This is a genomic window from Halioglobus japonicus, assembly GCF_001983995.1.
Taxonomy (GTDB): Bacteria; Pseudomonadota; Gammaproteobacteria; order Pseudomonadales; family Halieaceae; genus Halioglobus; species Halioglobus japonicus.
Window position 1 is genome coordinate 3,732,601 of the sequence record NZ_CP019450.1, and the last position, 24,664, is coordinate 3,757,264.

At 59.6% G+C, this 24,664-nt stretch carries 25 protein-coding genes, 1 other RNA gene and 2 pseudogenes; 7 read left to right on the forward strand and 21 right to left on the reverse strand.

Translation table 11 applies throughout. The features are described from left to right. Positions 1-12 precede the first annotated feature (12 nt). The 9 genes from mraY to rsmI all read right to left on the reverse strand — a co-directional run bounded on the left by mraY (position 13) and on the right by rsmI (position 8,899). Entirely contained in the window at positions 13-1,095 is a 1,083-nt protein-coding gene (gene mraY / locus BST95_RS17520) for a phospho-N-acetylmuramoyl-pentapeptide-transferase (RefSeq protein ID WP_084200744.1), read from the reverse strand. Then, positions 1,095-2,465, reverse strand: a complete 1,371-nt coding sequence (locus tag BST95_RS17525; protein WP_084200745.1) for a UDP-N-acetylmuramoyl-tripeptide--D-alanyl-D-alanine ligase — start codon at positions 2,463-2,465, stop codon at positions 1,095-1,097. Before BST95_RS17525 ends, mraY begins: the two co-directional genes overlap by 1 nt. Beyond that, complete coding sequence (locus BST95_RS17530) at positions 2,462-3,919, reverse strand: UDP-N-acetylmuramoyl-L-alanyl-D-glutamate--2,6-diaminopimelate ligase (RefSeq protein WP_084200746.1); 1,458 nt, start codon at positions 3,917-3,919, stop codon at positions 2,462-2,464. The genes BST95_RS17525 and BST95_RS17530 overlap by 4 nt, the downstream gene beginning before the upstream one ends. After that, positions 3,919-5,655, reverse strand: coding sequence for a peptidoglycan D,D-transpeptidase FtsI family protein (locus tag BST95_RS17535; protein ID WP_066050498.1), 1,737 nt, complete (start codon positions 5,653-5,655; stop codon positions 3,919-3,921). Before BST95_RS17535 ends, BST95_RS17530 begins: the two co-directional genes overlap by 1 nt. Then, positions 5,652-5,987: a cell division protein FtsL gene (ftsL, locus tag BST95_RS17540; RefSeq protein WP_084200747.1), complete on the reverse strand. Its 336-nt coding sequence runs from the start codon at positions 5,985-5,987 to the stop codon at positions 5,652-5,654. The genes BST95_RS17535 and ftsL overlap by 4 nt, the downstream gene beginning before the upstream one ends. Further along, complete coding sequence (rsmH, locus tag BST95_RS17545) at positions 5,984-6,901, reverse strand: 16S rRNA (cytosine(1402)-N(4))-methyltransferase RsmH (protein ID WP_066050888.1); 918 nt, start codon at positions 6,899-6,901, stop codon at positions 5,984-5,986. The genes ftsL and rsmH overlap by 4 nt, the downstream gene beginning before the upstream one ends. A gap of 9 nt (positions 6,902-6,910) precedes the next feature. Further along, entirely contained in the window at positions 6,911-7,366 is a 456-nt protein-coding gene (gene mraZ, locus BST95_RS17550) for a division/cell wall cluster transcriptional repressor MraZ (protein ID WP_066050892.1), read from the reverse strand. A gap of 353 nt (positions 7,367-7,719) precedes the next feature. Beyond that, an RNA gene (gene rnpB, locus BST95_RS17555) (RNase P RNA component class A) lies at positions 7,720-8,064 on the reverse strand. A 13-nt stretch (positions 8,065-8,077) separates the two neighbouring features. Further along, a complete protein-coding gene (gene rsmI / locus BST95_RS17560) occupies positions 8,078-8,899 on the reverse strand; it encodes a 16S rRNA (cytidine(1402)-2'-O)-methyltransferase (protein WP_255359714.1) in 822 nt (273 codons plus the stop codon). Between the two features lie 292 nt (positions 8,900-9,191). On the opposite strand from rsmI, the pseudogene BST95_RS21055 reads away from it, so the two are divergent. From BST95_RS21055 to BST95_RS17585, 5 genes and pseudogenes are all read left to right on the forward strand, one after another. Beyond that, positions 9,192-10,202: pseudogene (locus tag BST95_RS21055) on the forward strand (penicillin-binding protein activator); the annotation flags it as partial. Continuing rightward, entirely contained in the window at positions 10,154-10,780 is a 627-nt protein-coding gene (locus BST95_RS21060; RefSeq protein ID WP_084201229.1) for a penicillin-binding protein activator, read from the forward strand. The pseudogene BST95_RS21055 and the gene BST95_RS21060, both read left to right, overlap by 49 nt. Before the next feature lie 21 nt (positions 10,781-10,801). Then, positions 10,802-11,149, forward strand: coding sequence for a YraN family protein (locus tag BST95_RS17575; RefSeq protein ID WP_084200749.1), 348 nt, complete (start codon positions 10,802-10,804; stop codon positions 11,147-11,149). Positions 11,150-11,181: 32 nt separating this feature from the next. Next, positions 11,182-11,751 carry a D-sedoheptulose-7-phosphate isomerase gene (locus BST95_RS17580; protein ID WP_066050509.1) on the forward strand — a complete coding sequence of 190 codons (570 nt, stop codon included), beginning with the start codon at positions 11,182-11,184 and terminating at the stop codon, positions 11,749-11,751. After that, on the forward strand, positions 11,748-12,323 hold the full coding sequence (locus BST95_RS17585; protein ID WP_066050512.1) for a BON domain-containing protein: 576 nt from the start codon (positions 11,748-11,750) through the stop codon (positions 12,321-12,323). The genes BST95_RS17580 and BST95_RS17585 overlap by 4 nt, the downstream gene beginning before the upstream one ends. Before the next feature lie 32 nt (positions 12,324-12,355). Here BST95_RS17585 and BST95_RS17590 read toward each other — a convergent pair whose 3' ends face one another. The 7 genes from BST95_RS17590 to zapE all read right to left on the reverse strand — a co-directional run bounded on the left by BST95_RS17590 (position 12,356) and on the right by zapE (position 18,512). Next, positions 12,356-12,757, reverse strand: coding sequence for a ClpXP protease specificity-enhancing factor (locus BST95_RS17590; RefSeq protein ID WP_084200750.1), 402 nt, complete (start codon positions 12,755-12,757; stop codon positions 12,356-12,358). Between the two features lie 34 nt (positions 12,758-12,791). Then, complete coding sequence (locus tag BST95_RS17595) at positions 12,792-13,424, reverse strand: glutathione S-transferase N-terminal domain-containing protein (protein ID WP_066050517.1); 633 nt, start codon at positions 13,422-13,424, stop codon at positions 12,792-12,794. An 81-nt stretch (positions 13,425-13,505) separates the two neighbouring features. Then, on the reverse strand, positions 13,506-15,563 hold the full coding sequence (locus tag BST95_RS17600; RefSeq protein ID WP_084200751.1) for a ubiquinol-cytochrome c reductase: 2,058 nt from the start codon (positions 15,561-15,563) through the stop codon (positions 13,506-13,508). Continuing rightward, entirely contained in the window at positions 15,563-16,159 is a 597-nt protein-coding gene (petA, locus tag BST95_RS17605) for a ubiquinol-cytochrome c reductase iron-sulfur subunit (protein WP_066050522.1), read from the reverse strand. The genes BST95_RS17600 and petA overlap by 1 nt, the downstream gene beginning before the upstream one ends. Positions 16,160-16,411: 252 nt before the next feature. Further along, entirely contained in the window at positions 16,412-16,804 is a 393-nt protein-coding gene (gene rpsI, locus BST95_RS17610) for a 30S ribosomal protein S9 (protein WP_066050525.1), read from the reverse strand. 11 nt (positions 16,805-16,815) lie between these two features. Beyond that, the gene (gene rplM, locus BST95_RS17615) at positions 16,816-17,244 is read right to left on the reverse strand and encodes a 50S ribosomal protein L13 (protein ID WP_066050897.1); all 429 of its coding nucleotides are present in this window, start codon (positions 17,242-17,244) and stop codon (positions 16,816-16,818) included. Positions 17,245-17,411: 167 nt separating this feature from the next. Then, complete coding sequence (gene zapE, locus BST95_RS17620; RefSeq protein ID WP_084201230.1) at positions 17,412-18,512, reverse strand: cell division protein ZapE; 1,101 nt, start codon at positions 18,510-18,512, stop codon at positions 17,412-17,414. A gap of 202 nt (positions 18,513-18,714) precedes the next feature. Between zapE and BST95_RS17625 the strand changes: the two genes are divergently transcribed. Then, the gene (locus BST95_RS17625) at positions 18,715-19,275 is read left to right on the forward strand and encodes a Z-ring associated ZapG family protein (RefSeq protein ID WP_084200752.1); all 561 of its coding nucleotides are present in this window, start codon (positions 18,715-18,717) and stop codon (positions 19,273-19,275) included. On the opposite strand, the gene BST95_RS17630 is transcribed toward BST95_RS17625, so the two are convergent. Beyond that, positions 19,191-19,952, reverse strand: a complete 762-nt coding sequence (locus tag BST95_RS17630) for a Nif3-like dinuclear metal center hexameric protein (protein ID WP_084200753.1) — start codon at positions 19,950-19,952, stop codon at positions 19,191-19,193. The genes BST95_RS17625 and BST95_RS17630 overlap by 85 nt on opposite strands. A 114-nt stretch (positions 19,953-20,066) precedes the next feature. On the opposite strand from BST95_RS17630, the gene BST95_RS17635 reads away from it, so the two are divergent. Continuing rightward, entirely contained in the window at positions 20,067-21,170 is a 1,104-nt protein-coding gene (locus BST95_RS17635; RefSeq protein WP_084200754.1) for a S1C family serine protease, read from the forward strand. A 5-nt stretch (positions 21,171-21,175) separates the two neighbouring features. Here the strand turns inward: BST95_RS17635 and hisD are convergent. The 4 genes and pseudogenes from hisD to BST95_RS17655 form a co-directional block, all read right to left on the reverse strand. After that, positions 21,176-22,467 (reverse strand): annotated as a pseudogene (gene hisD / locus BST95_RS17640) (histidinol dehydrogenase). Between the two features lies 1 nt (position 22,468). Then, positions 22,469-23,104, reverse strand: coding sequence for an ATP phosphoribosyltransferase (hisG, locus tag BST95_RS17645; protein WP_084200755.1), 636 nt, complete (start codon positions 23,102-23,104; stop codon positions 22,469-22,471). 2 nt (positions 23,105-23,106) lie between these two features. Next, a complete protein-coding gene (gene murA / locus BST95_RS17650) occupies positions 23,107-24,369 on the reverse strand; it encodes a UDP-N-acetylglucosamine 1-carboxyvinyltransferase (protein WP_084200756.1) in 1,263 nt (420 codons plus the stop codon). A 22-nt stretch (positions 24,370-24,391) separates the two neighbouring features. Continuing rightward, complete coding sequence (locus BST95_RS17655; protein ID WP_084200757.1) at positions 24,392-24,631, reverse strand: BolA family protein; 240 nt, start codon at positions 24,629-24,631, stop codon at positions 24,392-24,394. Between the last annotated feature and the right edge of the window lie 33 nt (positions 24,632-24,664).

The window sequence follows — 24,664 nt, forward strand, 5'->3', positions numbered from 1 at the left end:
CCTGATTCACCTTTATCTCAACTTCAGCGTCGCCAGCCCAAACAGAACCAGCATGACGGTAATAATCCAGAAGCGCACAATGACCCGTGGTTCGGGCCAGCCTTTCAATTCAAAGTGATGATGAATGGGCGCCATGCGGAAGATCCGCTTACCGGTAAGCTTGAAAGACGCCACCTGCAGAATCACGGACACAGTCTCCAACACAAAAATGCCGCCCATCACAAAGAACACAATCTCGTGGCGCGTAATAACCGCCACCGTACCCAGTGCCGCACCCAGTGCCAGTGCACCCACGTCACCCATAAAGACCTGGGCGGGATAGGTGTTAAACCACAGGAAGCCAAGCCCCGCACCGGCGATGCTGCCGCAGAAGACCGCCATTTCACCGCTACCGGCGACATAGGGAATTTGCAGGTACTCGGCGAAATTCACGTGGCCGGTGAGGTAGGCAATAATGCCCAGCGCACCGCCCACCATCACGGTAGGCATGATTGCCAGCCCGTCGAGACCATCGGTCAGGTTGACCGCATTGCTGGAGCCGACAATCACGAAGTAGGTGAGCAAGATGAAGAGCGGCCCCATATTCCAGGCAAAGTCTTTAATAAAGGGCACATACAGCTCAGTGGTCACCGGTGTATCAATGTAGAAATACATGTACAACGCGGCCGCAAGGCCCGCCACGGATTGCCAGAAGTACTTCCAGCGGGCAGGCAGGCCCCGGGAGTCTTTCTCCACCACCTTGCGATAGTCATCCACCCAGCCAACCGCGCCAAATACCGCGGTCACCATTAGCGCAATCCACACATAAACATTGCGCAAATCCGCCCACAACAGTGTGGAGATCGCTATCGCCACCAGAATCAGCGCACCCCCCATGGTCGGCGTGCCGGCCTTGCTCAAATGGCTTTGCGGCCCGTCGTCGCGCACAGCCTGTCCCACCTGGTAGTAGCTGAGCTTACGGATCATGTAGGGGCCGACGATAAGGGAAATAGCCAGTGCCGTTCCCGCCGCCAGAATGCCGCGCAGTGTCAGGTATTGAAAGACCTGGAACCCGCCCTCAAACTGACTCAGATATTCAGCAAGCAATAGCAGCATCAGTGTTCTCCCCCACCACGGCGCACCATAAGCCCTTCCAACACGCGCTCCATACGCGCACCGCGTGAGCCCTTGATCAATACCGCATCCTCGGTGCCGAAAGCGCCGGGCAATGCCTCGAGCACCGCGGCGCAATCAGCAAACCACCGACCGCCCGCACCAAATGCCTCGGTTGCATCGCGCAATTCCTCACCGACGCCCCAGAACTGTTCCAAACCCAATTGCTGCGCATATTCACCCATATCGCGGTGCAGGCTGGCACTATCGGCGCCCAGCTCACGCATGGCACCCAGCACGATGGTGCGTCGACCCGCCGTCTCTGCCAGGGTCTTCATGGCGGCCCGGACAGATCCCGGGTTTGCGTTGTAACAATCGTCGATGACCAGTGTGCCAGCGGCGTTGCGCGCCGCAGACAAGCGGCCTGACACAGGCTGCACCGCAGCGATACCAGCCGCGATTTCATCCAGGCTCAACCCGCAGGCCAGGCCAACCGCAACACCGGCCAGGGCATTGCTGTGGTTGTGTTCACCCGGCAATGCAATAGTTGTATCGAACTCGCCCCGGGGCGTGGAAATCCGCAATTCACTGCCCTCGATGCCGCGAGAGCGCGCTTGAACGAGACTGACCTCAGCCGCACCGGAAACGATGGAGTAGTCGACAACCCGCGCCTGTGCGGCACGCTGACGCCAGCTGTCTGCCCAGGGTTGATCCGCATTAATCACCGCGACACCTGCACCATCCAGACCATCGTAGATTTCCGCCTTAGCGTCAGCGACCTGCTCGACACTGCCAAAACCATCCAGGTGGGCAGGCATGGCGTTGAGCAGCACCGATACCGTTGGCCGACCAATGTCACACAGCCAGCGAATATGACCCTTGCCTGCCGCGCCCATTTCCACCACCGCAAACTCCGCCGACGGCGTTAAACGCAGCAGCGTCAGGGGTACACCGATTTCGTTGTTAAAGTTGCCGTCTGTCGCCAGGGTTTCACCCCGCTGCGACAATACCGACTGCACAATGCCTTTGACCGTGGTCTTACCGGAACTGCCGGTGATCGCCACCAGCGGGCCATCGAACTGGGCGCGGTTATAGGCTCCCAACAAGCCCAGGCCACGCTCGGTATCAGCCACCGTCAGGCAGGGCATCGACACGTCGGCGCTATCACTTACCAGCGCCGCAATAGCTCCGCTATTGGCAGCGCGCTCGAGATAGTCATGGCCGTCAAAATTTTCACCCTTGAGGGCAACAAACAAATCGCCGGCGGCTATATCGCGGCTATCGGTGGATACGCCTTCGATAGTGCAATCCTCGCCCTGCAGTGTTGCCTGCAGGGGTTCGCGCAATTCACTGAGGCTATAGGCCCGCATCATACTGAGGCCCTCATTTGCAGCGCACTGCGGGCCTCGGCCTCATCAGAGAAATACAATTTTTCACCGTTAATAATCTGGTAGTCCTCGTGCCCCTTGCCGGCAATCACCACACAGTCGCCAGGCCGGGCCAGACCAACGGCAGCCTCGATAGCCTTTTTGCGATCCACTTCCAACATGTATTTGCCGCTGCATCCGGTTTCAATATCCGCCAGGATGGCAGCGGGATCCTCGCCTCGGGGGTTATCACTGGTGACAACCACCCGGTCGGAGCGGGCACAGGCTATGCGCCCCATCACCTGGCGCTTGCCGGGATCACGGTCGCCGCCGCAGCCAAATACGGTGATGAGCTGGCCGCTTACGTAGGGGCGCAGTGCCACCAGCGCCTGCTCCAGGGCATCGGGCGTGTGCGCGTAATCCACCACTACCTGAAAACCCAGCGAGTTTTCGATGGCCTGCATGCGTCCGGGAACAGGTTGCAGATCGGCCACGGCAGCAAGTACGTGTTCCAGCTCTTCTCCCTCCAGCACCACCGCTGCCACTGCAGCAGCCAGGTTAGAGAGATTGAAGTGACCGACCAACGGGCTGGCGAAGTCACCCTCGCCCCAGGGCGTGCGCATACGGCCATGGACACGGCCATTCGCAAAGCCTGTCTGCTCGATGACAACGTCAGCGGAGGCGTCTTGTAAGGAGTAGCGGTAGGCCTGCACGTCAGGCCCTATGACATCAAGAATACGGGCAGAGAACGGATCATCTGCATTCACCAGCACCTGGCGCAGGCCGTCGGTGTCGAATAAGGCCAGTTTGGCCCGCCCGTAGGCTTCCATGCTCCCGTGGTAGTCGAGGTGGTCGCGCGAAAGATTAGTGAAGACCGCTGTCTCAAAGGCCACGCCATTCACCCGACCCTGCACCAGCGCATGCGAAGACACTTCCATACATACGGCAAGCACTTGCTCGTCGACCCAGGCCGCCAACTGGCGCTGCAGTGACACGGCATCCGGCGTGGTATTACCGCCCTGCGCCACGCCATCTTCCAGGCTTGCTCCCAGCGTACCAATCACGCCACAGGGTTTACCCAGCGCCCTCATCAGTTGCGCCACCAGACGACTGGTTGTGGTCTTACCGTTGGTACCCGTGACGCCCACCATGTGCAACGCGCTTGAAGGCTCACCGAAGAATCTCGCCGCCAGGTAACCGGACTCCTGCTGCAATTCCGGCAGCTCAACCAGCGGCACCGGCACTGCATCTACAAAACCGGCCACCGGCGGCTCGGCAATCACTGCGCTAGCGCCGTTGGCCACAGCCTGCTCAATAAACTGCCGGCCGTCGTGCAGTTCGCCCGGCATCGCCAGAAATACATCGCCTGGCTGGACTTTACGGCTATCCAGCTCAATGCCGCGCACCGCAGTTGCCCCACCCTCGCAGCCAGGGCTTGCAATAAGCTCAGCCAGCGCCATCACGCTGCACCTCCGCGCCCGGCGCCGGCAACGGCCACTTCTTCGGGCAGTTCAGTCGGAGTCACACCCAGCAGGCGCAGCGCACCCTGGGTCACAGCGGAGAAGACCGGCGCTGCTGCAGCACCACCGCCGTAGGATTCGCCCTGCGGATCGTTAATCACCACCACGGTGACCACCCGGGGATCGTCGACCGGTGCAACGCCGGCAAACAGCGCCACATAGGCGTTGTCGACATACCCCTGCGGACCCACCTTGTGAACCGTACCGGTCTTTCCGCCGACCTGGTGACCGGCCACACGCGCCTTGCGCGCAGTACCATTGTCACCGGTGACCCGCCCCAATACTGTCAGAACCTGGGCGGCCACATCGGGGCTTACCACCTGTACACCCTCTTCGGGTACACCATCGTGGGCCAGCAAGGACACTTCCTGCATCACGCCATTATTGGCGAAGGCACTGTAAGCGCGGGCCAATTGCAAAGGTGTTGCAGTAATGCCGTAACCAAAGGCCAGGGAAATTTTCTCGGTCGAATACCAGCGCGGGCGGTTTGGCAGCAGGCCTGCGCTTTCGCCGGGGAAGCCTGTACCCAGGGGCTGGCCGATACCGAAGCGACTAAAGACTTCCCAGATAGGCTCATGCCCCAGCTCGACCGCCAGCTTGGTCACGCCCACCTGGCTGGATTTCTCGATGACCCGCGAGAGGCTGATATCGCCATAGTTGCGCGGGTCTGGATAGGTCTTTGGCCCCACCCGAATCCAACCGGGCGAAGTATCAATCATGGTCTCGGTGGTATATAGGCCGCTTTCCAGGGCGGCCACCAGCGTCAGGGTTTTCATGGTCGACCCTGGCTCATAGGTATCCGTTACCGCCCGGTTGCGCGTGGTTCCGCCCTTCATGTTCTTGCGGCTATTGGGGTTGAAGACCGGGTAGTTCACCATGGCCAAAACTTCACCGGTATGCGCGTCCAGCGTCACCACCGTGCCGCTCTCTGCACCCGCTGCCGTCACGGCCTTGGCCAGCTCGCGATGCTGAAGATGCTGTAAGCGCAGGTCGATACTCAAGCGCAGCGGCTTGCCCGGACGGGCAGGCTGCACGACGCCGATATCGCGGACCATCTGCCCCTTCAGATCCTTGATGTACTTCTTCTTGCCCGGCACGCCGCGAAGGTGCTCGTCATAAGCCACCTCCATACCGGCAATGCCTTCATCGTCCAGGTTGGTAAAGCCCACCAACTGCGCGGCCACCTCACCTGCGGGGTAGAAGCGGCGGTATTCCCGCTCGCCATAAACACCGGCAATACGCTTGGCAAGAATCTCGCGCGCCTCATGGGGTACGCGGTGACGAGCCAGGTACATAAACTGCTTACCTTCATACCTCGCCACCCGCTCGCGCAGGGAGGACAGACTCATCCCCAATGCTGCGGCAAGTTCGGGCAGGCGCTCTCTATCCAGGTGACGCGGATTGGCCCAGATAGACACCACCGGTGTGCTTACCGCCAGAGGCTCGCCGTGGCGATCGGTAATCACACCGCGATAGGCGGGAATTTCGGCACTGCGCAATGAGCGAGCATCCCCCTGATTCTGCAGGAACGAGTAGCCGCGCTCTGTATCGAGAATCTGCAGTGACAGCACCCGCCCAATCAGCACCACCGCCATGCACAGCAACGCAAAGGCAACCAGATACAGGCGCCACATGGAGATCGCCGCAGGCACAGACTTCTTCCTGGCCGTTTTCATCGACCCACCACTTCATAGCGAGCCAGATCAGGCTCAGCCATTTTCAGCTCGGATCGCGCCACTTTCTCAACCCGATAATGTGATGCCCAGGTGCTCTCCTCGAGCAGCAGACGTCCGTAGTCTTCCTGCAGATGCCACTGACGCGCCTCCAGCGCCTGCAAGTGGGTATACAGATCACGACAGGCGTGCGTTGAATGAATTACGGCAAAAGCTGAGCCCAATACCAGGACGGCCAGCACCAAATTGCCCCAGAACAGCGGTGCACGCCGGGCAGGTGCCTGCCCACTCACGGCGGCGGTCATCATCTTCTTGCCTTTGACTCGCGGGCTCATGCGATTTTCTCCGCCACACGCATGACCGCGCTGCGCGCCCTGACGTTCTCGCCCAACTCATCCGCGCTGGCCTTCACGGCCTTGCCAACCAACTTCATACGGCGATTCAGTGCCGCATCGGTGACCGGAACGCCGGGAGGCAACTGCTCGCCGCGAGCCATATCGCGCATGTAGCGCTTGACCATGCGATCTTCCAGCGAATGGAAGCTGATCACGACCAGGCGCCCGCCGACTCTCAACACATCGAGCGCGCCGTCGAGCAGATCACGCAGATCGTCCAACTCACGATTCACCTGAATGCGAATGCCCTGAAACGCCCGTGTTGCAGGATGCTTGTGCTTTTCCCAGCGGGGGTTCGCCTCGCTGACGATACGCGCCAGCTGGCCTGTGGTGGTCAGGGGCGCTTCTTGCCGAGCCGCGACAATCGCCGCTGCGATACGCTTGGCAAAACGCTCCTCGCCGTACTCCTTAAGCGCCCGGGCGATATCCTGCTCTTCGGCAGACATTAGCCACTCGGCAGCAGTTTGACCGGATGTGGTATCCATACGCATGTCGAGTGGGCCGTCATGCAGGAAGCTGAAGCCGCGATCGGCCTCGTCCAATTGGGGGCTGGAAACGCCGAGATCCACGAGAATACCATCGACCTGGTCAGCGCCGATCTCGTGCAAGTGGGAAGGGAGGTCGGCAAATGAGCCGTGATAGAAGCTGAAGCGGGAGTCAGTGGTTGCGAGCTCTCGAGCGGAGTCAATCGCGACGGGATCTTTATCAACACCTAACAGCCGGCCGTCGTCGGCGAGACAGTCCAGCACCGCGCGGCTGTGTCCACCGCGGCCAAAAGTGCCATCGACGTAGAAACCACTGGGCGCCGTTACCAGAGCGTCAGTTGCCTCTCGTAGCAGTACTGTCAGATGCATGCTGGCCACCTACAGTGTCAGCGACAATAATTCGTCGGGAACCTCGGTTAGCGGACCTGCATCCGCCAGCGCCTGCTCCCGTTCGGCCATCCACAATGCTTCAGACCAGATCTCCATCTTGTTGCCCTGCCCGACCAGCACGAGCTTTTTCTCCAGCTCGGCGTAGTCGCGCAGGGACTGGGGCAGCAACATGCGCCCACTGGCATCCAGGTCAATATCGGTGGCATAGCCGAGTACCAGGCGCTGGAAACGTTTGATTGCGGGCTTCAGAGCCGGCAACGCCTGGATTTCGCGCTCGATGCGCTCCCATTCTGGCAGGGGATAGACCGCCAGACAGGCGGTTTGGGTATCAATGGTGACAACAATTTTGCCTTCGCACTGAGACAGCAACGGCTCGCGCTGACGCGCCGGCATTGCCAGGCGTCCTTTCGCATCCATTGATATGTGCTGTACTCCACGAAACACGGCGTGCTTCCCCACTCCACCGTCCTTTTGATCCACAAAAAGACAGATTTATCCACTTATTCCCACTTTTCGACACTATAGGCCTGCAGATGGAGTAGGTCAACCGCGCCCTCCCAGAAAAAACGCAGTAAATTCAAGCCTTTACGAACGATTTCAACGAGAAAAACGAGATTTATCAAGTTAAATATTTTTAGAAAACAGCCCCCTAACTCGAACACTTAATGATTTACTTTAAGTTACAGGTTAGTTTTTCATCTAAGGGAGTTTCTTTATTTCCAATTGGAATAAGAGGCCATAAAAACCGGGTGACAAAGATGAAGAAGCCCCCCGACCGGCAGGTCGGGGGGCTTCAGTAAGCGAGTCGGTCTGTAAGCCGGGTTCTGTCGTGGACGACCATTCATCTGCGACAACTGTCACCAGCTGCCTGAAGCGACCTACCCGAACCCACCGCGGGCCGCGGCACACGAGTTCCTATTTGGTCTTGCTCCGAGTGGGGTTTACCATCGCCGCGCCTGTTACCAGCCGCGCGGTGCGCTCTTACCGCACCTTTTCACCCTTACCTCTGCACGCAGAGGCGGTTTCCTTTCTGCTGCACTTTCCGTAGGCTCGCGCCCCCCAGAAGTTATCTGGCACCCTGCCCTGTGGAGCCCGGACTTTCCTCCCTCCACCAGGTGAAGAGCGATCGCCCAACCGACTCGCGGCGAAGACTACCTATCCCTTCTGCGCAAGTAAATAGTCATAGAGTTCACGTTTTCTGAGCCCCGTGTGCTCCGCAACGATAGCAGCGGCTTTTTTGCCGGGCATTTCCTCGGCCAGACGCTGCAGCAACTTCGCCGTGGCCGCATCCAGGGTGACATCGCGCTCATCGCGGCCGGCAATCACTAAGACAATTTCACCTTTTTGCTGATTGGCGTCGCTCGCAACAAACGCCTCCAACTCAGCTAGCGGCGCCCGGCGCAAAGTCTCAAAGGTTTTGGTCAGCTCGCGCACCAGTACCGCCTCACGCTCTTCCCCGAACACCGCCGCCATTGCCCCGAGCACTTCAAGGACGCGGTGCGGCGCCTCGTAAAACACCAGCGTGGCCGATTCGTCCACCAGGCACTGCAACCGCTGCTCCCGAGGGCCGGCTCGGGCGGGCAGAAAGCCTTCAAAACGGAAGCGATCAGTGGGCAGACCGCAAGCACTGAGCGCGGCGATCGCTGCACAGGGGCCGGGAATTGCGACGACCGGGTAACCCGCAGACTGTACGTCCCTGACCAGACGATACCCCGGGTCAGAAATCAGCGGCGTACCGGCATCGGAGATCAGCGCCACCGCACCACCTTCAGCGAGGGTTTGCATGATCCGCTCGGGGGTACGGTCACCACTGTGTTCGTGATAGGGGATAGCAGGCGTGGTCACCCCAAAGTGCTGCAACAGCCGGGCGCTGTGCCGCGTATCTTCGGCGGCGATCAGGTCAGCGCCCGCCAATACCTCTATCGCCCGCTGCCCCATGTCGCCGAGATTACCGATGGGTGTTGCAACAATATACAACCCGGTGTCCACAAATACCCCTTATACTATCGCGTGCCGCCGCACTCTGTGGCAGGCTTGCCAGAATTCAATCGGTGCAGCATAGCATGAGAGCAACTCAATCCCCCCGTTGGCGTCGTTGTAAAACCGGACTCGGTGCCGCCCTGTCCGCGCTGTTGATCGCGTGCGCCGGCCCGCAGCCGCAAGAGACTTCCACGACGGCCGAACCCACCATTGAGATAACGCCCGGCATGAAGGAACTGAACATGCCCCCAGCGCTTTCGATGCTGAGTTTCGTGTAGCGGAGGCGGCGCTGGCCCGCCGCGAGTGGATGGTCGCAGAAACTACACTCGCCCCGCTGTCGGAAGAACCGCTGGGCACAAACGACAAGGCACTCTGGGACTATCTCGAGGCGCGCATAGCGCACATGCGCGGCGAAGAGGACCGGGCACTTTCGCTGCTGAACCAAGCGGCCTCCCCCGGCGTGCACCCCGCTATTACCTATCGTGTCTACAACTTCCGCCGCCACTTACTCGACCTGCAGCGCGACCACCTCAACAGCGCCCAACTGGGCGCCCAGTTAATCGCCATCGCGCCCAGCGCCGACCAGCCCGCCCTGAAACGCAGTGTCTGGCACGACTTGATGCGCGTGAAAGCAACGGACATTGAACAAGCGGCCGCCGCCAGCACCGAGACCGAATGGCGCGGATGGCTGGCCCTGGCAGCGATTGCCAACCAGGATCCCACCCACATCGCCAGCGAACTGCCGCAGTGGCAATCCACCTACCCCGCCCATCCCGCGGGTTCGCCGCTGCCCGGCGGACTGCAATACCTGCAGGGCACACCCGCCGCACCTTCACAGGTAGCACTGATGCTCCCGCTGTCCGGGCGTCTCGCCCCTGCAGGAAAAGCCGTTCGGGACGGCTATCTGGCGAGCTATTTCACGGCGCGCAAGGGCAATGCCGCGCCCTACGAGGTGCGGATTATTGACAGTAACCGGTACGCGACGATCTCCGAAGCCTATCAGGCCGCCGTCACTGGCGGCGCCGGCATGGTGGTCGGCCCACTGAGCAAAAACGCGGTCGCCGAACTTGCTCTGTCACCCTCGCGTCCCGTTCCCGTACTGGCTCTCAACCAGATGGACGGCGCCCTGCCACCGGGCGATAGCGCCCTGATCCAGTTCGCCCTGGCGCCCGAGGACGAGGCAGCCCAAATCGCCGAGGTGGCATTTGGCGATGCCGCCCGCCGCGCGTTACTACTGCGTCCGGCCGGGGCATGGGGCGACAAAATGGAGCAGGCCCTGCGCGAGCGCTGGCAGACACTGGGGGCAGCTTTAGCAGTGCCATTGCATACACCGGCCAGGACGATTATTCCGCCAGCATCAAGAACGGCCTGGGCATCGCCAGCAGCGAGGCCCGTCGACGCCAGATCCGTGACATGCTCGCAGAACCGGTGGAATTTACCCCGCGCCGCCGCGAGGATGTCGACGCCATCTTCCTGCTGGCACGCAATGCCGCAGAAGCCCGCTCGCTTAAACCGTTGCTGGCCTTTCACTACGCTGGCGCACTGCCGGTTTACGCCACATCGAGCGTCTACCACGGCAGCCCCGACGAACGCGACCGGGACCTCAACGGCCTGAACCTGGTCGAACTCCCCTGGTTACTGGGCTCAAGTCCTGCGCTTCAGGCAGGGCTGGCAGACGGCGGCAACAACGCCTACCCCCGCCTGAACGCACTGGGTGTGGATGCTTATCTGTTGCAATCAAGATTCCTGCAACTCCAGGCTGGCCCTGATCTGCTAATTCGCGGCAACACGGGCCTGCTCAGCCTCAACCCGCAGCTACAGATTGAACGCGAGCTGGTGCCGGCTGAATTTGATAGAGGCAGGGTGACACCGCGCTGACTAGAATCCCCTTGAGATGAAATCTCTCGGGACAGTTACGAACAATGGGCAGCCCACTGGCTAGAGCAAAAGGGCTTGCAGATAGTGAGCAGAAACTATCGCTGCAAGCTGGGCGAAATCGACCTCATAGCATGTGACCGCGGCCAGCTGGTCTTTGTTGAAGTCCGTGCACGCAGCATCTCACGTTACGCCCGCGCCCCCGAGTCGGTCGATCAGCGAAAGCAAGACAAGCTGCGCAGAACCGCTCTCCACTACCTACTGCAACGCTATCAAACCACTGCCGTGCACTGCAGATTTGACGTGGTTGCCATTGAGCCGCGACAATCCCCCGACAACCCCGCCGTTCGCTGGATTCGTTCGGCCTTCTAAAACGCGGCACCAATCGCAGAGAAAGAGAACCCGTGGACCACTACCAGATCATTGCTGAACGCTTTCAGGGCACACTCGAGAGCGCCGCCATGTCGGTGGATCAGCTCGCCGACCCCATCGCCAGTGCCGCCGAACTATCGACCCAGGCGCTGCTGCAGGACCGCAAAATTATCAGCTGTGGCAGCGGCGTGGACGCCGCCCTCGCCCAGCTGCTCTGCACCAGCCTGCTCTACAGCGTCGGCGAAGAGCGCCCGGCACTACCTGCGCTGAACATCTGTACCGACAACAGCATCCCCGGAAGCATTCCTGCCGCAGGGCGATTCAGCCACAGCTTGCGTGCCCTGGGACAGGAAGGCGACGTACTGCTTGCCATCAGCAGCAGCCTCGATCCGGACCCAGCCATACTAGAGGCACTGCGCTGCGCCAACGATCGCGGCATGACCAGCCTGACACTGTGCGCTGGCGCCGCTCTGGCCGATGCGCACTTTTCCATTGCGGTGAACGGAACCTGCCGGCGCACCGTGGTCGAATTACACACCATGGTGCTACAGACACTTTGCCAACTCATTGAAGCTAATTTATTCGGAATCGGACACTCATGACCCAACGCCTGCTGCAATGCCTCTTCCTGTCCTCGCTGCTAAGCCTAGCCGGTTGCGGCCACATGCTAGCTTCTATGGAATCCAACACCATCGAGGAGGATCAGGGCGAGCGCACCTGGGGCCGCCTGATTGAAGACGACAGCATAGAGACCAAAGCCAGGGTGAATATCCACGCCGCCGATGAAGCCTTTGACAATGCCCACCTGAACATCGTCAGCTACAACGGTTACGTTTTGCTGGTCGGCCAGGTCGCCTCCGAGGCACTCAAGAGCAAGGCAACGGATGTGGTCCGCGAGATTCGCGGTGTGCGACGCATCTACAATGAATTAGAAATTTCGGCGCCCAGTTCAGGCATGACCCGCACGTCAGACACCTGGATAACGACTAAAGTGAAATCGTTCCTGCTGGGCAATACCGATATCCAGGGGAACCGCGTCAAGGTGGTGACCGAGAACGGCGTGGTTTATCTTATGGGTCTGGCCACCCGCGAAGAAGCCGAGCGCATTGCGGCAGAGGCATCCGATATTGGTGGCGTGCAGAAAGTGGTAAAACTGTTTGAGCTCATCGATTAAGCGTCGCCGGCACGCCCCGTCGCAGGGCGTGCTTACTTGACGATTTTCAGCGAGGGGCGCCCCTCGGGCTTACCGGAGGGTTCCGGTGGTGTGTCTTCGGGCGGTGTGGGATCGTCTTCCGGCGGATCTTCCGGCTCAAACACCATACCCTGGCCGTTCTCTCGAGCGTAGATACCCACCACAGCCGTCACCGGCACATAGACATCGGTAGCCACACCCCCGAAGCGACCATTAAAGACCACGGCATCATTGCTCATGTCTAGGTCCATCACCGCTGTCGGCGATATATTGAGAACAATCTGACCGTCCTTAACATACTGCTCGGGCACCGAAACATCCTCCATGGTGGCATCGACGAGAATATAGGGCGTGCAGCTATTGTCCACGATCCACTCGTAGAGTGCGCGCATGATGTAGGGGCGACTAGGTGTCATCCTGGCGTGATATCGAGCAGAGACTGGCGCTCCCTCAGGAGCGCATTTCCCGTTCCTGCTCGGAAAGGCTTTCCTGGAAGGACTCGCGATTGAACAGTGCATCCATATAGGTAAACAGCGGCTTGGTCTGCTTGGTATTGCGGATATCCACACCCAGGGAAGGCAGGCGCCACAAAATGGGGGCAATGCAGCAATCCACCAGGGTGAACTCTTCGCTCATGAAGAAGGGCTTCTCGGCAAAAATCGGCGCAATAGCGGTGATGCTTTCCTTCAGTTCCTTGGTGGACTTCTTGATCACATTTTCACTGCGGGTGTGCTGGATAGCATCCACCAGCGCGCACCAGTCTTTTTCGATGCGGTGAATCAGCAGACGGCTCTCGGCGCGAGCCACCGGGTACACCGGCAACAGCGGCGGGTGCGGGAAGCGCTCGTCCAGGTATTCCATCATCACTTTGGATTCGTACAACACCAGGTCGCGATCCAGCAGCGTCGGCAGGCTGTTGTAGGGGTTCAGTTCGGACAGCTCCGCAGGGGGGTGTGCCGAGTCGGATTCAATCAGGTCCACGGTCACGCCTTTCTCCGCCAGGACAATGCGTACCCGGTGGCTGTAGTGACTGGTGGGGTCCGAGAAAAAGGTCATTGAAGACCGCTTTGCCACAACACCCATGGAAAATTCCTCTTTAAATAAGCTAGAAACAAAAACGCAGCGTGGCATCCCGCCACGCTGCTGCAGTGCGATTGCTCAGGATCAGTGTACGTCTTTCCAGTATTCGCGGTTGAGCAACCAGGCGAAGACAAAGAACAGTACGATGAATAGCAGTACAAAGACGCCGGTGCGCTTGCGCTCCATTGCCATTGGCTCGGCTGTATAAGCCAGGAAATTCACCAGGTCGTAAATGGCCGCATCGAACTCTTCTGGCGTCGATGTGCCAGGCTCAGCGATGGACCAGGAGCCACAGGGATCCTCGAGAATATTCTCGCCTGTGAGCGGATCGCGCTTAATGCCGCCGTTGCTGGCCTTGACCGGCCCCATGGCACACTCCTGCATGCCCTGCATTTCAAGCATGACGTGGGGCATACCCACATCCTTGAATACGCGGTTGTTGACGCCATAGGGGCGGCTGTCATCCCGGTAGAAATTACGCAGGTAAGTGTACAGCCACTCCGGGCCCGTACGGCTTACCGAAGAGCGCGCACGTGCCACAAGCGTCAGATCCGGCGGGGTCGCACCAAACCAGACCTTGGCGGTGCCGTCGTCCATGGCATTTTCCATCAGATCGCCGATTTTGTTGGCGGGATCGAACATCAGGTTCGCTTCCATCAGGTCAGCGGGAATGCCCAGATCGTCAGCTACACGGTTGTAACGCGAGTACTGCAGAGAGTGACAGCCCATGCAGTAGTTCATGTACAGCTTGGCGCCATTTTGCAGGGAAGCTTTGTCCTCCAGATCGACGACAAACTCATCACATTCGATCTCGCCACAGTTAAAAGCGGATTCGGCACCCACGGCCTTGAGCGGCAGAATTGTCAACGCCATAATCAGCGCCAGACCGCCCATGCTGCCCCAGAAGCCAATACCGCCATCGGTAGTAATACGCTCGGGCACAGGCTTGGTCTTGTCCATAGACGACCAGATCGGCATCAGCAGGAAGAACGCGAAGTAGAACACCGAGCAAATCTGCGCCAGGACAGTACGACCATCGGTCACTGAACGAACGCCGAGAACGCCCAGGATCAAGAAACAAGCCACAAACAACACCAGCATCACTTTGGTGATGTTGCCGCGGTAGCGCCAGGAGCGTACCGGGCTGCGGTCTAGCCAGGGCAGCAGGAAAGGAATAGCGACTGAAGCAGCAAACGCCACGAAGCCCCAGAACTTGTCCGGTACTGCACGCAGCACCGAGTAGAACGGAGTGAAATACCAGACCGGGGCAATGTGCTCCGGCGTCTTAAGACCATTGGCCTCCTCAAAGTTCGCGAATTCGAGGAAGAAACCACCCATTTCCGGCAGGAAGAACATCACCGCACAGAAAATGAACAGGAACACCGCAATCGCCTGCAGATCGTGAACGGTGTAGTAGGGGTGGAAGGCAACGCCGTCCAGAGGCACACCATTTTCGTCTTTGTGCTTCTTGATATCCACACCATCGGGATTGTTGGAACCCACCTCATGCAGCGCCAGCAGGTGCAGTACTACCAGGGCCAGTAGCACGATGGGCAACGCCACCACGTGCAGGGCGAAGAAGCGGTTCAGGGTAGCGCCGGAAATCAGGTAGTCACCGCGAATCCAGGTCACAATGTCTTCACCGACAACCGGGATCGCGCCAAACAGCGAGATAATAACCTGGGCTCCCCAGTAGGACATCTGGCCCCAGGGCAGCACATAACCCACGAAAGCCTCAGCCATCAGGACCACGAAGATCAGCATGCCGAAGATCCAGATCAGTTCGCGCGGCTTTTTATACGATCCGTATAACAGTGCGCGGAACATATGCAGGTACACCACCACAAAGAAGGCCGAGGCCCCGGTGGAGTGCATATAGCGCAGAATCCAGCCGTAATCGACATCGCGCATGATGTATTCGACAGAGGCGAACGCGTCTTCCGCGCTGGGGGTGTAGTTCATGGTCAGCCAGATACCGGTGAGCAGCTGGTTGACGAGTACCAACAGGGACAGGACCCCGAAGAAATACCAGAAATTAAAGTTTTTGGGCGCGTAGTATTTGCCCATGTGGGTGTCCCACGCGCGCATGATAGGCAGACGCTCATCAACCCAGTCACGCAATCCAACAAGCATATTGATCATCAGGCAGCCTCCGTATCCACGCCGATTACAAGGACGTTGTCACCCTCGAAGGAATACGGGGGAACCACAAGGTTGGCGGAAGCCGGTACGCCTGAATAGACGCGCCCCGCCAGGTCAAATTTGGAACCGTGACAAGGACAGAAGAAACCGCCCAGCCAGTCATCGCCGCCGAGATCGGCTGCGCCGACTTCAGGACGGAATTTGGGCGCACAGCCCAGGTGCGTGCACAGACCAACAACCACGAGAATTTCCGGACGCAATGAGCGATCAACACCGCCGATGTAGGCGGGCTGTTCGGAGATCTCGGACTGGGGATCCTTCAAAATGCCGTCGAGCTTAGGAAGGTCCGCGACCTGTTCGGGTGTCCGGTGCATGACATACACGGGCTTACCGCGCCACTCGACCACTACCATCTGGCCCGGCTCGAGCTTGCCGATGTCTGCCTTAACAGGCGCGCCGGCGGCTTTCGCCTTCGCTGACGGGTTCCAGGAACCCAGAAAAGGCACAGCTATGCCCACTGCGCCGGCAGCGCCCACCACACTGGTGGCAGCCGTCAGGAACTTTCTCCTGCCGGTGTTTACGCCATCACTACTCATGCTTTTCTCCCCTAGGTTTGACGCGGGCGGGCGTGGGAAATGTCGCCCCGAAATCCGCGCCTCACAAAATCGTGCAAATAGTACGGATTTTGGCCCTTTGTTACAAGGTAAGCGCCTTGATTCTTAAGCGTTTTACGGTGTGAATTGGCCCTAATCAATTATGCAATACGTGGGCATAAAAAAACGTCCACTCCCATCCGGGAGCGGACGTTTCGAATCCTGGCTCGGCCCGAATCCGGGCCGACAAGCGAATTAACGCTTGGAGAACTGAGGACGCTTACGCGCTTTGCGCAGACCGACCTTCTTACGCTCAACCTCACGAGCGTCGCGAGTCACGTAGCCCGCACCGCGCAGGGTGCCGCGCAGAGACTCATCGTACTCCATCAGCGCGCGGGTGATGCCGTGGCGAATCGCACCGGCCTGGCCGAAGCTGCCGCCGCCTGCAACGGTCACGTTGACGTCGAACTTGTCGTTCATCTCAACCAGCTCCAGCGGCTGACGCACGATCATGCGTGCCACTTCGCGGCCGAAGTACTCGTCCAGCGGACGCTTGTTGATGGTGATGTTACCGGCACCAGACTGCAGGAAAACCCGTGCAGTAGAGGTCTTGCGGCGACCGGTTCCGTAATATTGAGTAGCTGACATAATAAAACCCGTTAGATATTAAGTGCTTGCGGCTGTTGTGCGGCGTGCGGATGCTCGCTGCCCGCGTACACTTTGAGCTTCTTGAACATGGCGCGGCCCAGCGGGTTACGCGGCAGCATGCCTTTAACTGCACCCTGGATAACGCGCTCAGGGGCCTTGTCGATCAGCTTTTCAAAAGAGATAGACTTCAGACCACCGGGGTAACCAGTGTGGCTGTGGTAAATCTTGTCGGTCGCCTTGGCGCCGGTTACACGTACCTTTTCCGCATTGATCACGACGATGTAATCGCCAGTGTCTACGTGAGGTGTGTATTCGGCCTTGTGCTTGCCGCGCAAACGATGCGCAATTTCACTTGCCAGGCGCCCCAGGGTTTTGTCAGAGGCATCCACCACGAACCAGTCGCGGGATACGTCTTCTGCTTTGGCACTATAAGTTTTCATGAGAATAACCGCCTCTTGGAGGGCTCCAATTTCGAGAGCGCGAATACTACCCGCTGCCCCAATCCTTTTCAAGCAGAAAATCGAAGTTATTTCGCGACTTATCGGCACCTATCGGCGGACATTTGTGGGAATTTTCACACTCCGCCGATTCCCCAATGGGGCGGGGCCTAGGGCCGGTGCTCACGGGCCAGATACTCGTGAGACTGCATCTCCTGCAAACGTGACTGAGTGCGCTGGAACTCAAACTCCAGGCTGCCACTGGCATAGAGCTCCAGCAGCGGGGCTTGTGCGGTAAGCACCAGCTTCACATTGCGATCGTAGAACTCATCCACCAGATTGATAAAGCGGCGGGCCTGATCGTTCAGATCCGAGGTAAACCGGGGCACGCCGGACAGCAGCACCGCATGGAAAATACGTGCCAGCTCGATGTAGTCGTTCTGGGAGCGGGGCCCGTCACAAAGTTCGGCAAATTCGAACCAGGCCACATCGTCGGCAAGACAGCGCACGGTCAGATACCGGCCGTTGATCTCAATACGCTCCCAATGCTTACCCGGCTCTACCGCCAGGGCCTCAAAACTACTGCGCAAACTGAGATCTGCCGCCTGATCCAATGGATAGTGATACAACTCGGCCTGCTGCAACGTGCGCAGCCGGTAGTCGATACCCGCGTCGACGTTCACCACCTTGGTGTATTTCTGGACCAGCGCAATCGCGGGCAGGAAACGCTGGCGCTGCAGGCCGTTCTCATAGAGGTTCTCAGGGACTATATTGGAGGTCGCCACCAGGCTGACGCCACGTGCAAACAGGGCCTCCATGAGCCCTCCCAGAATCATCGCATCGCCAATGTCGGTGACAAAAAACTCGTCGAAGCAGATTACGATCGCCTCCTCTGCCAGGCGATCCGCGACGATTTCGAGCGGATTTTTTTCGCCCTCCAGCTGCGTCAGCTCACTGTGAACGCGCTGCATGAAGCGATGAAAGTGGATTCTGAGTTTGCGCTCAAAAGGCAGGCTGTCGTGAAACGTGTCGACGAGATAGGTCTTGCCGCGCCCCACCCCGCCCCACAGATAAAGGCCGACCTCCGGCTCCAATGGCTGCTTGCGCAGGCGCCGGATAAAGCTGCCCAGACCGGTTTCGCGCTGCTGATAGCGCGCCACCAGGCGCTCGTAGAGGTCCTGCAACAGGCGTACAGCCTCCTCCTGGGCAGGGTCGTGACTAAACCCCTCCCGCTGGAGATCTGACTGATAGCGCTGCCAGGGTGTAGACATGACAATACCGGCTGAAATTTGGCGGAACACTTTACCCACCGCGCCTGCCGTTGGCAATGCACGCCCTTTAACAAACCGCCACGTGCGCAGCGCGAGCGCGTCCTTCTGGGGGGCAATGTGGTCAGACCCTTTGGCGACTCAGGCAATCCTTGTATACTGGCGGCCCGCGCTTCAGGCGGGATGTTGGCAAGAGGATTGATTTGTGTACGACCTGACTATTGTAATTGCCGCTGCCGCAGCAGCACTGATTGCCGGCCTGGCCGCAGGCCTGCTCATCGGTCGCCGCTCCTCTCCTGCCGGCCAGAAACACCGTGAAGTAGAGCGCAAACTGGACCAGGTTCTGCAAGACAAGAAAGTGTACGAAGACGAAGTGGTCGAGCACTTTTCAGAGACAGCACAGCTGCTTAACCAACTTACCAGCAGCTATCGCGATGTGCACAATCATCTCGCCAAGGGCGCCAGCGACCTGTGCCAGGGCAAGGGGCCAGTCGCCATGGTGAATGCTGCCAGCCAGGACCCTGCCGAGATTCCTGCCAACCTGGCAGACATTCAACAACCCCTGGACTACGCGCCAAAAACATCACCTGATGAAAAAGGCATGCTGAACGAAGAGTTTGGCTTGGACCGCACTGCAACCGCAGCCGAGGAGTCCCCACCGCCCCCCCGCGGGTCTAGGCGTTACACCGGGTTAGCGATATCGATAAACCGGTGCTCGATAGAGAACACCTGTGCCAGCCGCTCACCTAACGCCTGCACACCATAACGCTCGGTGGCGTGGTGACCCGCGGCGACAAACTGAACACCCTCCTCCCGCGCCGTATGCACCGTGGGCTCCGACACTTCACCCGTCAGGAACAAATCCGCACCCGCGGCCACGGCGGCATCGATATAGGATTGCGCAGCCCCGGTACACCAGGCCACACGATTAACACGCGCTTCAGCCTCGCCAATCAGCAGCGGCACCTGCCCCGTGAGCGCCTCAATCTGGCGACAAAACTGGCTGGCTGTCTGACCACCCGGCAGATTGCCGATATTGCCCACGCCCTGGCGATCCTCCGGGTCAAGCGGCTCAAAGCCATCAATCCCCAGCAGTTGCCCCAGACGAGCGTTGTTGCCCAATTCGGGGTGCGCATCCAGCGGCAGGTGATAGGCGAGCAAGCTGACATCGGCGCCCAGCAGTGCACCCAGGCGGCGGCGCTTCATCCCCACAACGGGCGCAGACTCGCCCTTCCAGAAATAGCCGTGGTGCACCAATATGGCATCGGCACCCCATTCGATCGCGGCATCCAGTAAGGCCTGATTGGCCGTGACGCCCGAGGCAATCCGGGTCACTTTGTCCCGGCCCTGCACCTGCAATCCGTTCGGGCAGTAATCGCGAAACCTCCCAGGCTCCAACGTTGTGTCGATATAAGCCAGCAGTTCGTCCAGCGTAGTGCTCATTTGGTCAAATCCTGTTCGCAGCCGAGCTGCATCAGATACAATGTCCCACCACTCGAATCGTCGAACGGCAAATCAAGCGGTACTTTACCGCAGGAAGGGGCGCTGACAAATCCAATGCAAGAGAGCCTGAAATTTATCGCCTGGCCCACCATCGCCGGCATCCTGGCCGCCTTACTCATCCTGGATCGCTGGGTGTTACCCGCCAGTGACGCCACCGCACCGGGGCAGGCTGTCAGCAGCTACGCCAACGCCGTCGAAGACGCCAGTCCATCGGTAGTGAACATTTACACCGCCAAGCGTATTCTCGAGCGCGCACCGTTACTCGACCGCCGCTCTGCCCTGGTCCTGGCACCCTCCCAGTCCGTGCGCGAACGCATAGAACGCTCGTTGGGCTCAGGCGTCATCATGACCGCCCAAGGCCATATCCTCACTAATCACCACGTTATCGCCGGCGCCGATGCCATTCAGGTCCTGCTGCACGATGGCCGCACCGCAAACGCGGCGGTTGTAGGCTCAGATATTGCCACCGATCTGGCGGTACTGCGCATTGACCTGCCGGATCTCAAACCCATCTCCACTGGCAACTCCAACCGCCTGCAGGTGGGCGATGTGGTACTGGCTATTGGCAATCCGCTCGGATTCGGACACACCGTCAGCCAGGGTATTGTGTCGGCTCTGGGCCGCTGGGGGCTGCAGCCAAACGCGGCTTACGAAGACTATATCCAGACCGATGCTTCGGTACACCAGGGCAACTCGGGAGGTGCTCTGATCGATGCCCGCGGCCAGCTAATGGGTATTAACACCCTGATCTATACCAGCGGCGGCGATAGCGAGGGCACAACAGGCATTGGCATTAGCCTGGCTATCCCCATCAACATGGCCGCGTTTGTCATGCACGACCTGATTGAATACGGCGAAGTCATCCGCGGCTGGCTGGGCGTCAGTGTGGACCCAATCCGGCCCGTACAAGGTGAAGGCCAGGCCCTGCTGGTTATGGATGTCGCAGCGAGCAGTCCGGCGGAACGCGCCGGCCTTGCCCAGGGCGATGTCATTACCCACATTAACGGCGACCCGATTCTCGACGGTCGCCAGACCATGCACCACATCGCCCAGTTGCGGCCCGGTGACACCATCGCGATCTCAATCCGGCGCCGTCAGCAAAGCCTGGAATTGCGGGCTGTGGTTGGCGTCCAGGGCCAGACCAGCCCTGTCAGATAGTAAGGCTACTTCTTGAGCCGCAGCTCCGCGCTGCGGGCATGTGCCTGCAGCGACTCCCCATGGGCCAGTACAGAAGCCACTTCTCCCAGCGTCTGCACACCTTGCTCACTGCACATGATCAGCGAGCTGCGCTTCTGGAAATCGTACACGCCCAGCGGCGAGGAGAATCGCGCACTGCGCGAGGTCGGCAGCACATGATTGGGGCCGGCACAGTAGTCGCCGAGCGATTCAGATGTATAGGGCCCCATGAAAATGGCGCCAGCATGGCGGATATCGGGCAGCAACTGCTCCGGATCTGCCACGGATAATTCCAGATGCTCTGGCGCAAGCTGGTTGCTAATGGCGACGGCGTCCGCCAGATCCCGAGTTTTGATCATGGCACCGCGCCCCGACAGTGAGGCCTGGATAATGTCGCGGCGATTCATGTCGGGTAACAGCCGATCAATGGCCTCTGCAACGCGATCGAGATAGGCACTATCCGGACACAACAAAATCGCCTGGGCATTCTCATCGTGCTCGGCCTGGGAGAACAGATCCATTGCCACCCAATCAGGATCGGTACTGCCATCGCAGATCACCAGAATCTCAGAGGGACCGGCAATCATGTCAATGCCCACGCGGCCAAACACCTGGCGTTTGGCAGTGGCCACATAGATATTGCCGGGGCCTACGATTTTATCCACCGCAGGCACAGTCGCCGTCCCATAGGCGAGAGCGCCCACCGCCTGCGCGCCCCCAGCGTAAATACCTGGTCAACGCCTGCAATGGCCGCCGCAGCCAACACCATGGGATTGAGTTCGCCGCCGGGGGCGGGCACCACCATGATAATTTCACCCACACCCGCAACTTTGGCAGGCAGGGCATTCATCAACACCGAGGAGGGGTAGCTGGCCTTGCCGCCAGGCACATAGAGGCCGGCGCGATCCAGGGGGCGAATCTGCTGGCCAAGCAAGTTGCCCTGTTCGTCGCGATACTGCCAGCTGTCCTGCACCTGATGCTCGTGATAGCTGCGAATACGAGAGGCAGCCGCCTCCAGCGCTTCGCGCTGAGCCGTGGGAATCTGTTCCAACGACTCGTGCAGGCGGTCCCGGGAAACCTCAAGCTCCGCCATCGTTTGCGCCGCGAGCTGGTCAAAGCGCGCCGTGTACTCCAGCAGCGCCACGTCACCGCGCTGCGCCACATCCGCCAGCACCTCACGCACGGTATCGTTCACCGCCAGGTTCAGCTCTTCCTCCCAGGCGGTCAGCGCCTCCAGGCGCTGCGCGAAGTCAGCTTGACTGGAATCGAGTCGTTGCATATCAGGATGCCTCTACCGCGCTGGTGAGGTCGGCAATAATGCGCTCTATGCCGGCGCAGCTGGAACGCATGGCGGCCTTGTTCACAATAAGCCGCGAGCTCACCGTGGCAATTTCATCCATCGGTTCCATGCCATTGGCCCGCAGCGTATTACCGGTATCGACAATATCGACAATCAGATCTGCCAGGTCCATGATCGGCGCCAGCTCCATCGCCCCGTATAACTTGATCACGTCTGCGTGCACGCCCTGGCGGGCAAAGTGCTCCCGGGCGATATTGACGAACTTGGTCGCCACCCGGATACGGGCACCACTCGGGCGCCATCCCACGGGCCCCGCAGTCATCAGGCGGCAGCGCGCAATACCCAGATCCAGTGGCTCATACAGCCCCTCCGCGCCATGCTCGAGCAGGATGTCCTTGCCAACCACGCCTATATCCGCCGCGCCGTGGCGCACATAGGTAGGCACATCGGTGCCGCGAATGACCAGCAAGCGCAGGCCAGGTATCGTCGTTTCGAAAACCAGCTTGCGACTCTTGGCAATGTCCTCGGTCGGCTCAATCCCCGATTTCGCCAGCAGCGGCAGCGTTTCTTTCAGAATGCGCCCCTTGGTCAGGGCCATGGTAATGGTTTCAGTCATAGTCAGTCCGGCAGGCGACGAATATTGGCACCCAGCGATTGTAGTTTCTCTTCGATACATTCATAACCGCGATCTATATGATAAATGCGGTCTACTTGTGTTTCTCCATCGGCGACCAGGCCGGCGATCACCAGACTGGCCGAGGCGCGCAGATCTGACGCCATCACCGGGGCGCCCTGCAGCCGGTCCCGACCGGTAATAATCGCAGTGGCCCCCTCGAGCACAATGTTCGCGCCCATACGGTTCATTTCATGGACCTGTATCAAGCGGTTCTCAAACACCGTTTCCGTCACGGTACCGGTTCCCTGAGCCACAGCATTCATGGCGGTAAACTGGGCCTGCATATCCGTCGGAAAGCCCGGAAAAGGCGCCGTGCGGATATTCACCGCCCGAGGCTGGCGCCCCTCCATATCCAGGCTGATCCAATCGTCACCTGAGCCAATAACTGCGCCCGCCTGCTCGAGCTTGGCCAACACCGAGTCGAGATCATGCGCGTTAACATCCCGCAGGCGTATGCTCCCTCGCGTGGCTGCTGCAGCCACCAGGTAAGTGCCTGCCTCTATCCGATCAGACATAACGGTGTACTCGCCGCCCTGCAGCCGCTCCACGCCCTCCACGGTAATGGTACCCGTACCGTGACCAGAGATGTTCGCCCCCATAGCCACCAGGCAGTTTGCCAGATCCACCACTTCAGGCTCACGCGCTGCGTTCTCGATCACCGTACGGCCTTTGGCAAGAACCGCGGCCATCATGGCGTTCTCGGTCCCACCGACGGTCACCGTCTCCATGACGATATGCGCGCCGCGCAAACGGCCGTCGGCGTGGGCGTATATATAGCCCTCCAAAACCTCTATCGTGGCGCCCATGGCTTCGAGCGCTCGCAGGTGCAGATCAACCGGGCGACTGCCGATGGCGCAGCCACCGGGAAAAGACACCCTGGCCGTGCCAAAGCGCGCGAGCAGCGGCCCGAGCACCAGAATCGAGGCGCGCATGGTTTTCACCAACTCATACGGCGCTTCATAACGCGAGGTCGAGCGGCTATCCACCTCCACGCCAAGCTTCTCGTCAATGGTCAGGGTCACCCCCATACAACCGAGCAACTCGATCATGGTCGTCACATCCTGAAGATGTGGCAGGTTGCGCACCACCACCGGCCCGTCGGCCAACAGGGTCGCAGCCAGGATGGGAAGTGCGGCATTCTTGGAGCCGGAAATGCGCAGCTCACCATTCAGCGCGCCACCACCCTTGATCAGCAGTTTTTGCATGGACAGACCCGGCGTGGGAATCTCAGGCCTCGGCCTGCCACTCCGCGGGCGTCAAAGTGCGAATGTTCACCGCGTGGATAGCGCCGGAGGCAATCTCTTCGCTCAGGGCGCCGTATACCAGCTGCTGCTTCTTAACCGGACGCAGACCTTCAAACACGCTGCCCACGGCGATGATGTCGTAATTACTGCCCTCGCCCTGCACCTGAAACTCACAATCCGGCAGGTGCTGTTCTAGCAGGTTCTTTACCGTGGCGGCATCCATAGTCCTCTCCCGTTAAGCTGTCGGCCGCAGGGC

Bases quoted from the DNA above. Each gene is read 5' to 3' on its own strand.
- BST95_RS17595 (WP_066050517.1), bottom strand. From the start codon at position 13,424: ATGGGTGTTGTGGCAAAGCGGTCTTCAATGACCTTTTTCTCGGACCCC.
- ftsL (WP_084200747.1), bottom strand. From the start codon at position 5,987: ATGAGCCCGCGAGTCAAAGGCAAGAAGATGATGACCGCCGCCGTGAGT.
- BST95_RS17600 (WP_084200751.1), bottom strand. From the start codon at position 15,563: ATGATCAATATGCTTGTTGGATTGCGTGACTGGGTTGATGAGCGTCTG.
- BST95_RS17525 (WP_084200745.1), bottom strand. From the start codon at position 2,465: ATGATGCGGGCCTATAGCCTCAGTGAATTGCGCGAACCCCTGCAGGCA.
- BST95_RS17630 (WP_084200753.1), bottom strand. From the start codon at position 19,952: ATGAGCACTACGCTGGACGAACTGCTGGCTTATATCGACACAACGTTG.
- zapE (WP_084201230.1), bottom strand. From the start codon at position 18,512: ATGTCTACACCCTGGCAGCGCTATCAGTCAGATCTCCAGCGGGAGGGG.
- BST95_RS17635 (WP_084200754.1), top strand. From the start codon at position 20,067: ATGCAAGAGAGCCTGAAATTTATCGCCTGGCCCACCATCGCCGGCATC.
- rpsI (WP_066050525.1), bottom strand. From the start codon at position 16,804: ATGTCAGCTACTCAATATTACGGAACCGGTCGCCGCAAGACCTCTACT.
- BST95_RS17655 (WP_084200757.1), bottom strand. From the start codon at position 24,631: ATGGATGCCGCCACGGTAAAGAACCTGCTAGAACAGCACCTGCCGGAT.
- rsmH (WP_066050888.1), bottom strand. From the start codon at position 6,901: ATGCATCTGACAGTACTGCTACGAGAGGCAACTGACGCTCTGGTAACG.
- petA (WP_066050522.1), bottom strand. From the start codon at position 16,159: ATGAGTAGTGATGGCGTAAACACCGGCAGGAGAAAGTTCCTGACGGCT.
- BST95_RS17530 (WP_084200746.1), bottom strand. From the start codon at position 3,919: ATGGCGCTGGCTGAGCTTATTGCAAGCCCTGGCTGCGAGGGTGGGGCA.
- murA (WP_084200756.1), bottom strand. From the start codon at position 24,369: ATGCAAAAACTGCTGATCAAGGGTGGTGGCGCGCTGAATGGTGAGCTG.
- mraY (WP_084200744.1), bottom strand. From the start codon at position 1,095: ATGCTGCTATTGCTTGCTGAATATCTGAGTCAGTTTGAGGGCGGGTTC.
- BST95_RS17590 (WP_084200750.1), bottom strand. From the start codon at position 12,757: ATGACACCTAGTCGCCCCTACATCATGCGCGCACTCTACGAGTGGATC.
- BST95_RS21060 (WP_084201229.1), top strand. From the start codon at position 10,154: ATGGGGCGACAAAATGGAGCAGGCCCTGCGCGAGCGCTGGCAGACACT.
- BST95_RS17535 (WP_066050498.1), bottom strand. From the start codon at position 5,655: ATGAAAACGGCCAGGAAGAAGTCTGTGCCTGCGGCGATCTCCATGTGG.
- rplM (WP_066050897.1), bottom strand. From the start codon at position 17,244: ATGAAAACTTATAGTGCCAAAGCAGAAGACGTATCCCGCGACTGGTTC.
- BST95_RS17585 (WP_066050512.1), top strand. From the start codon at position 11,748: ATGACCCAACGCCTGCTGCAATGCCTCTTCCTGTCCTCGCTGCTAAGC.
- hisG (WP_084200755.1), bottom strand. From the start codon at position 23,104: ATGACTGAAACCATTACCATGGCCCTGACCAAGGGGCGCATTCTGAAA.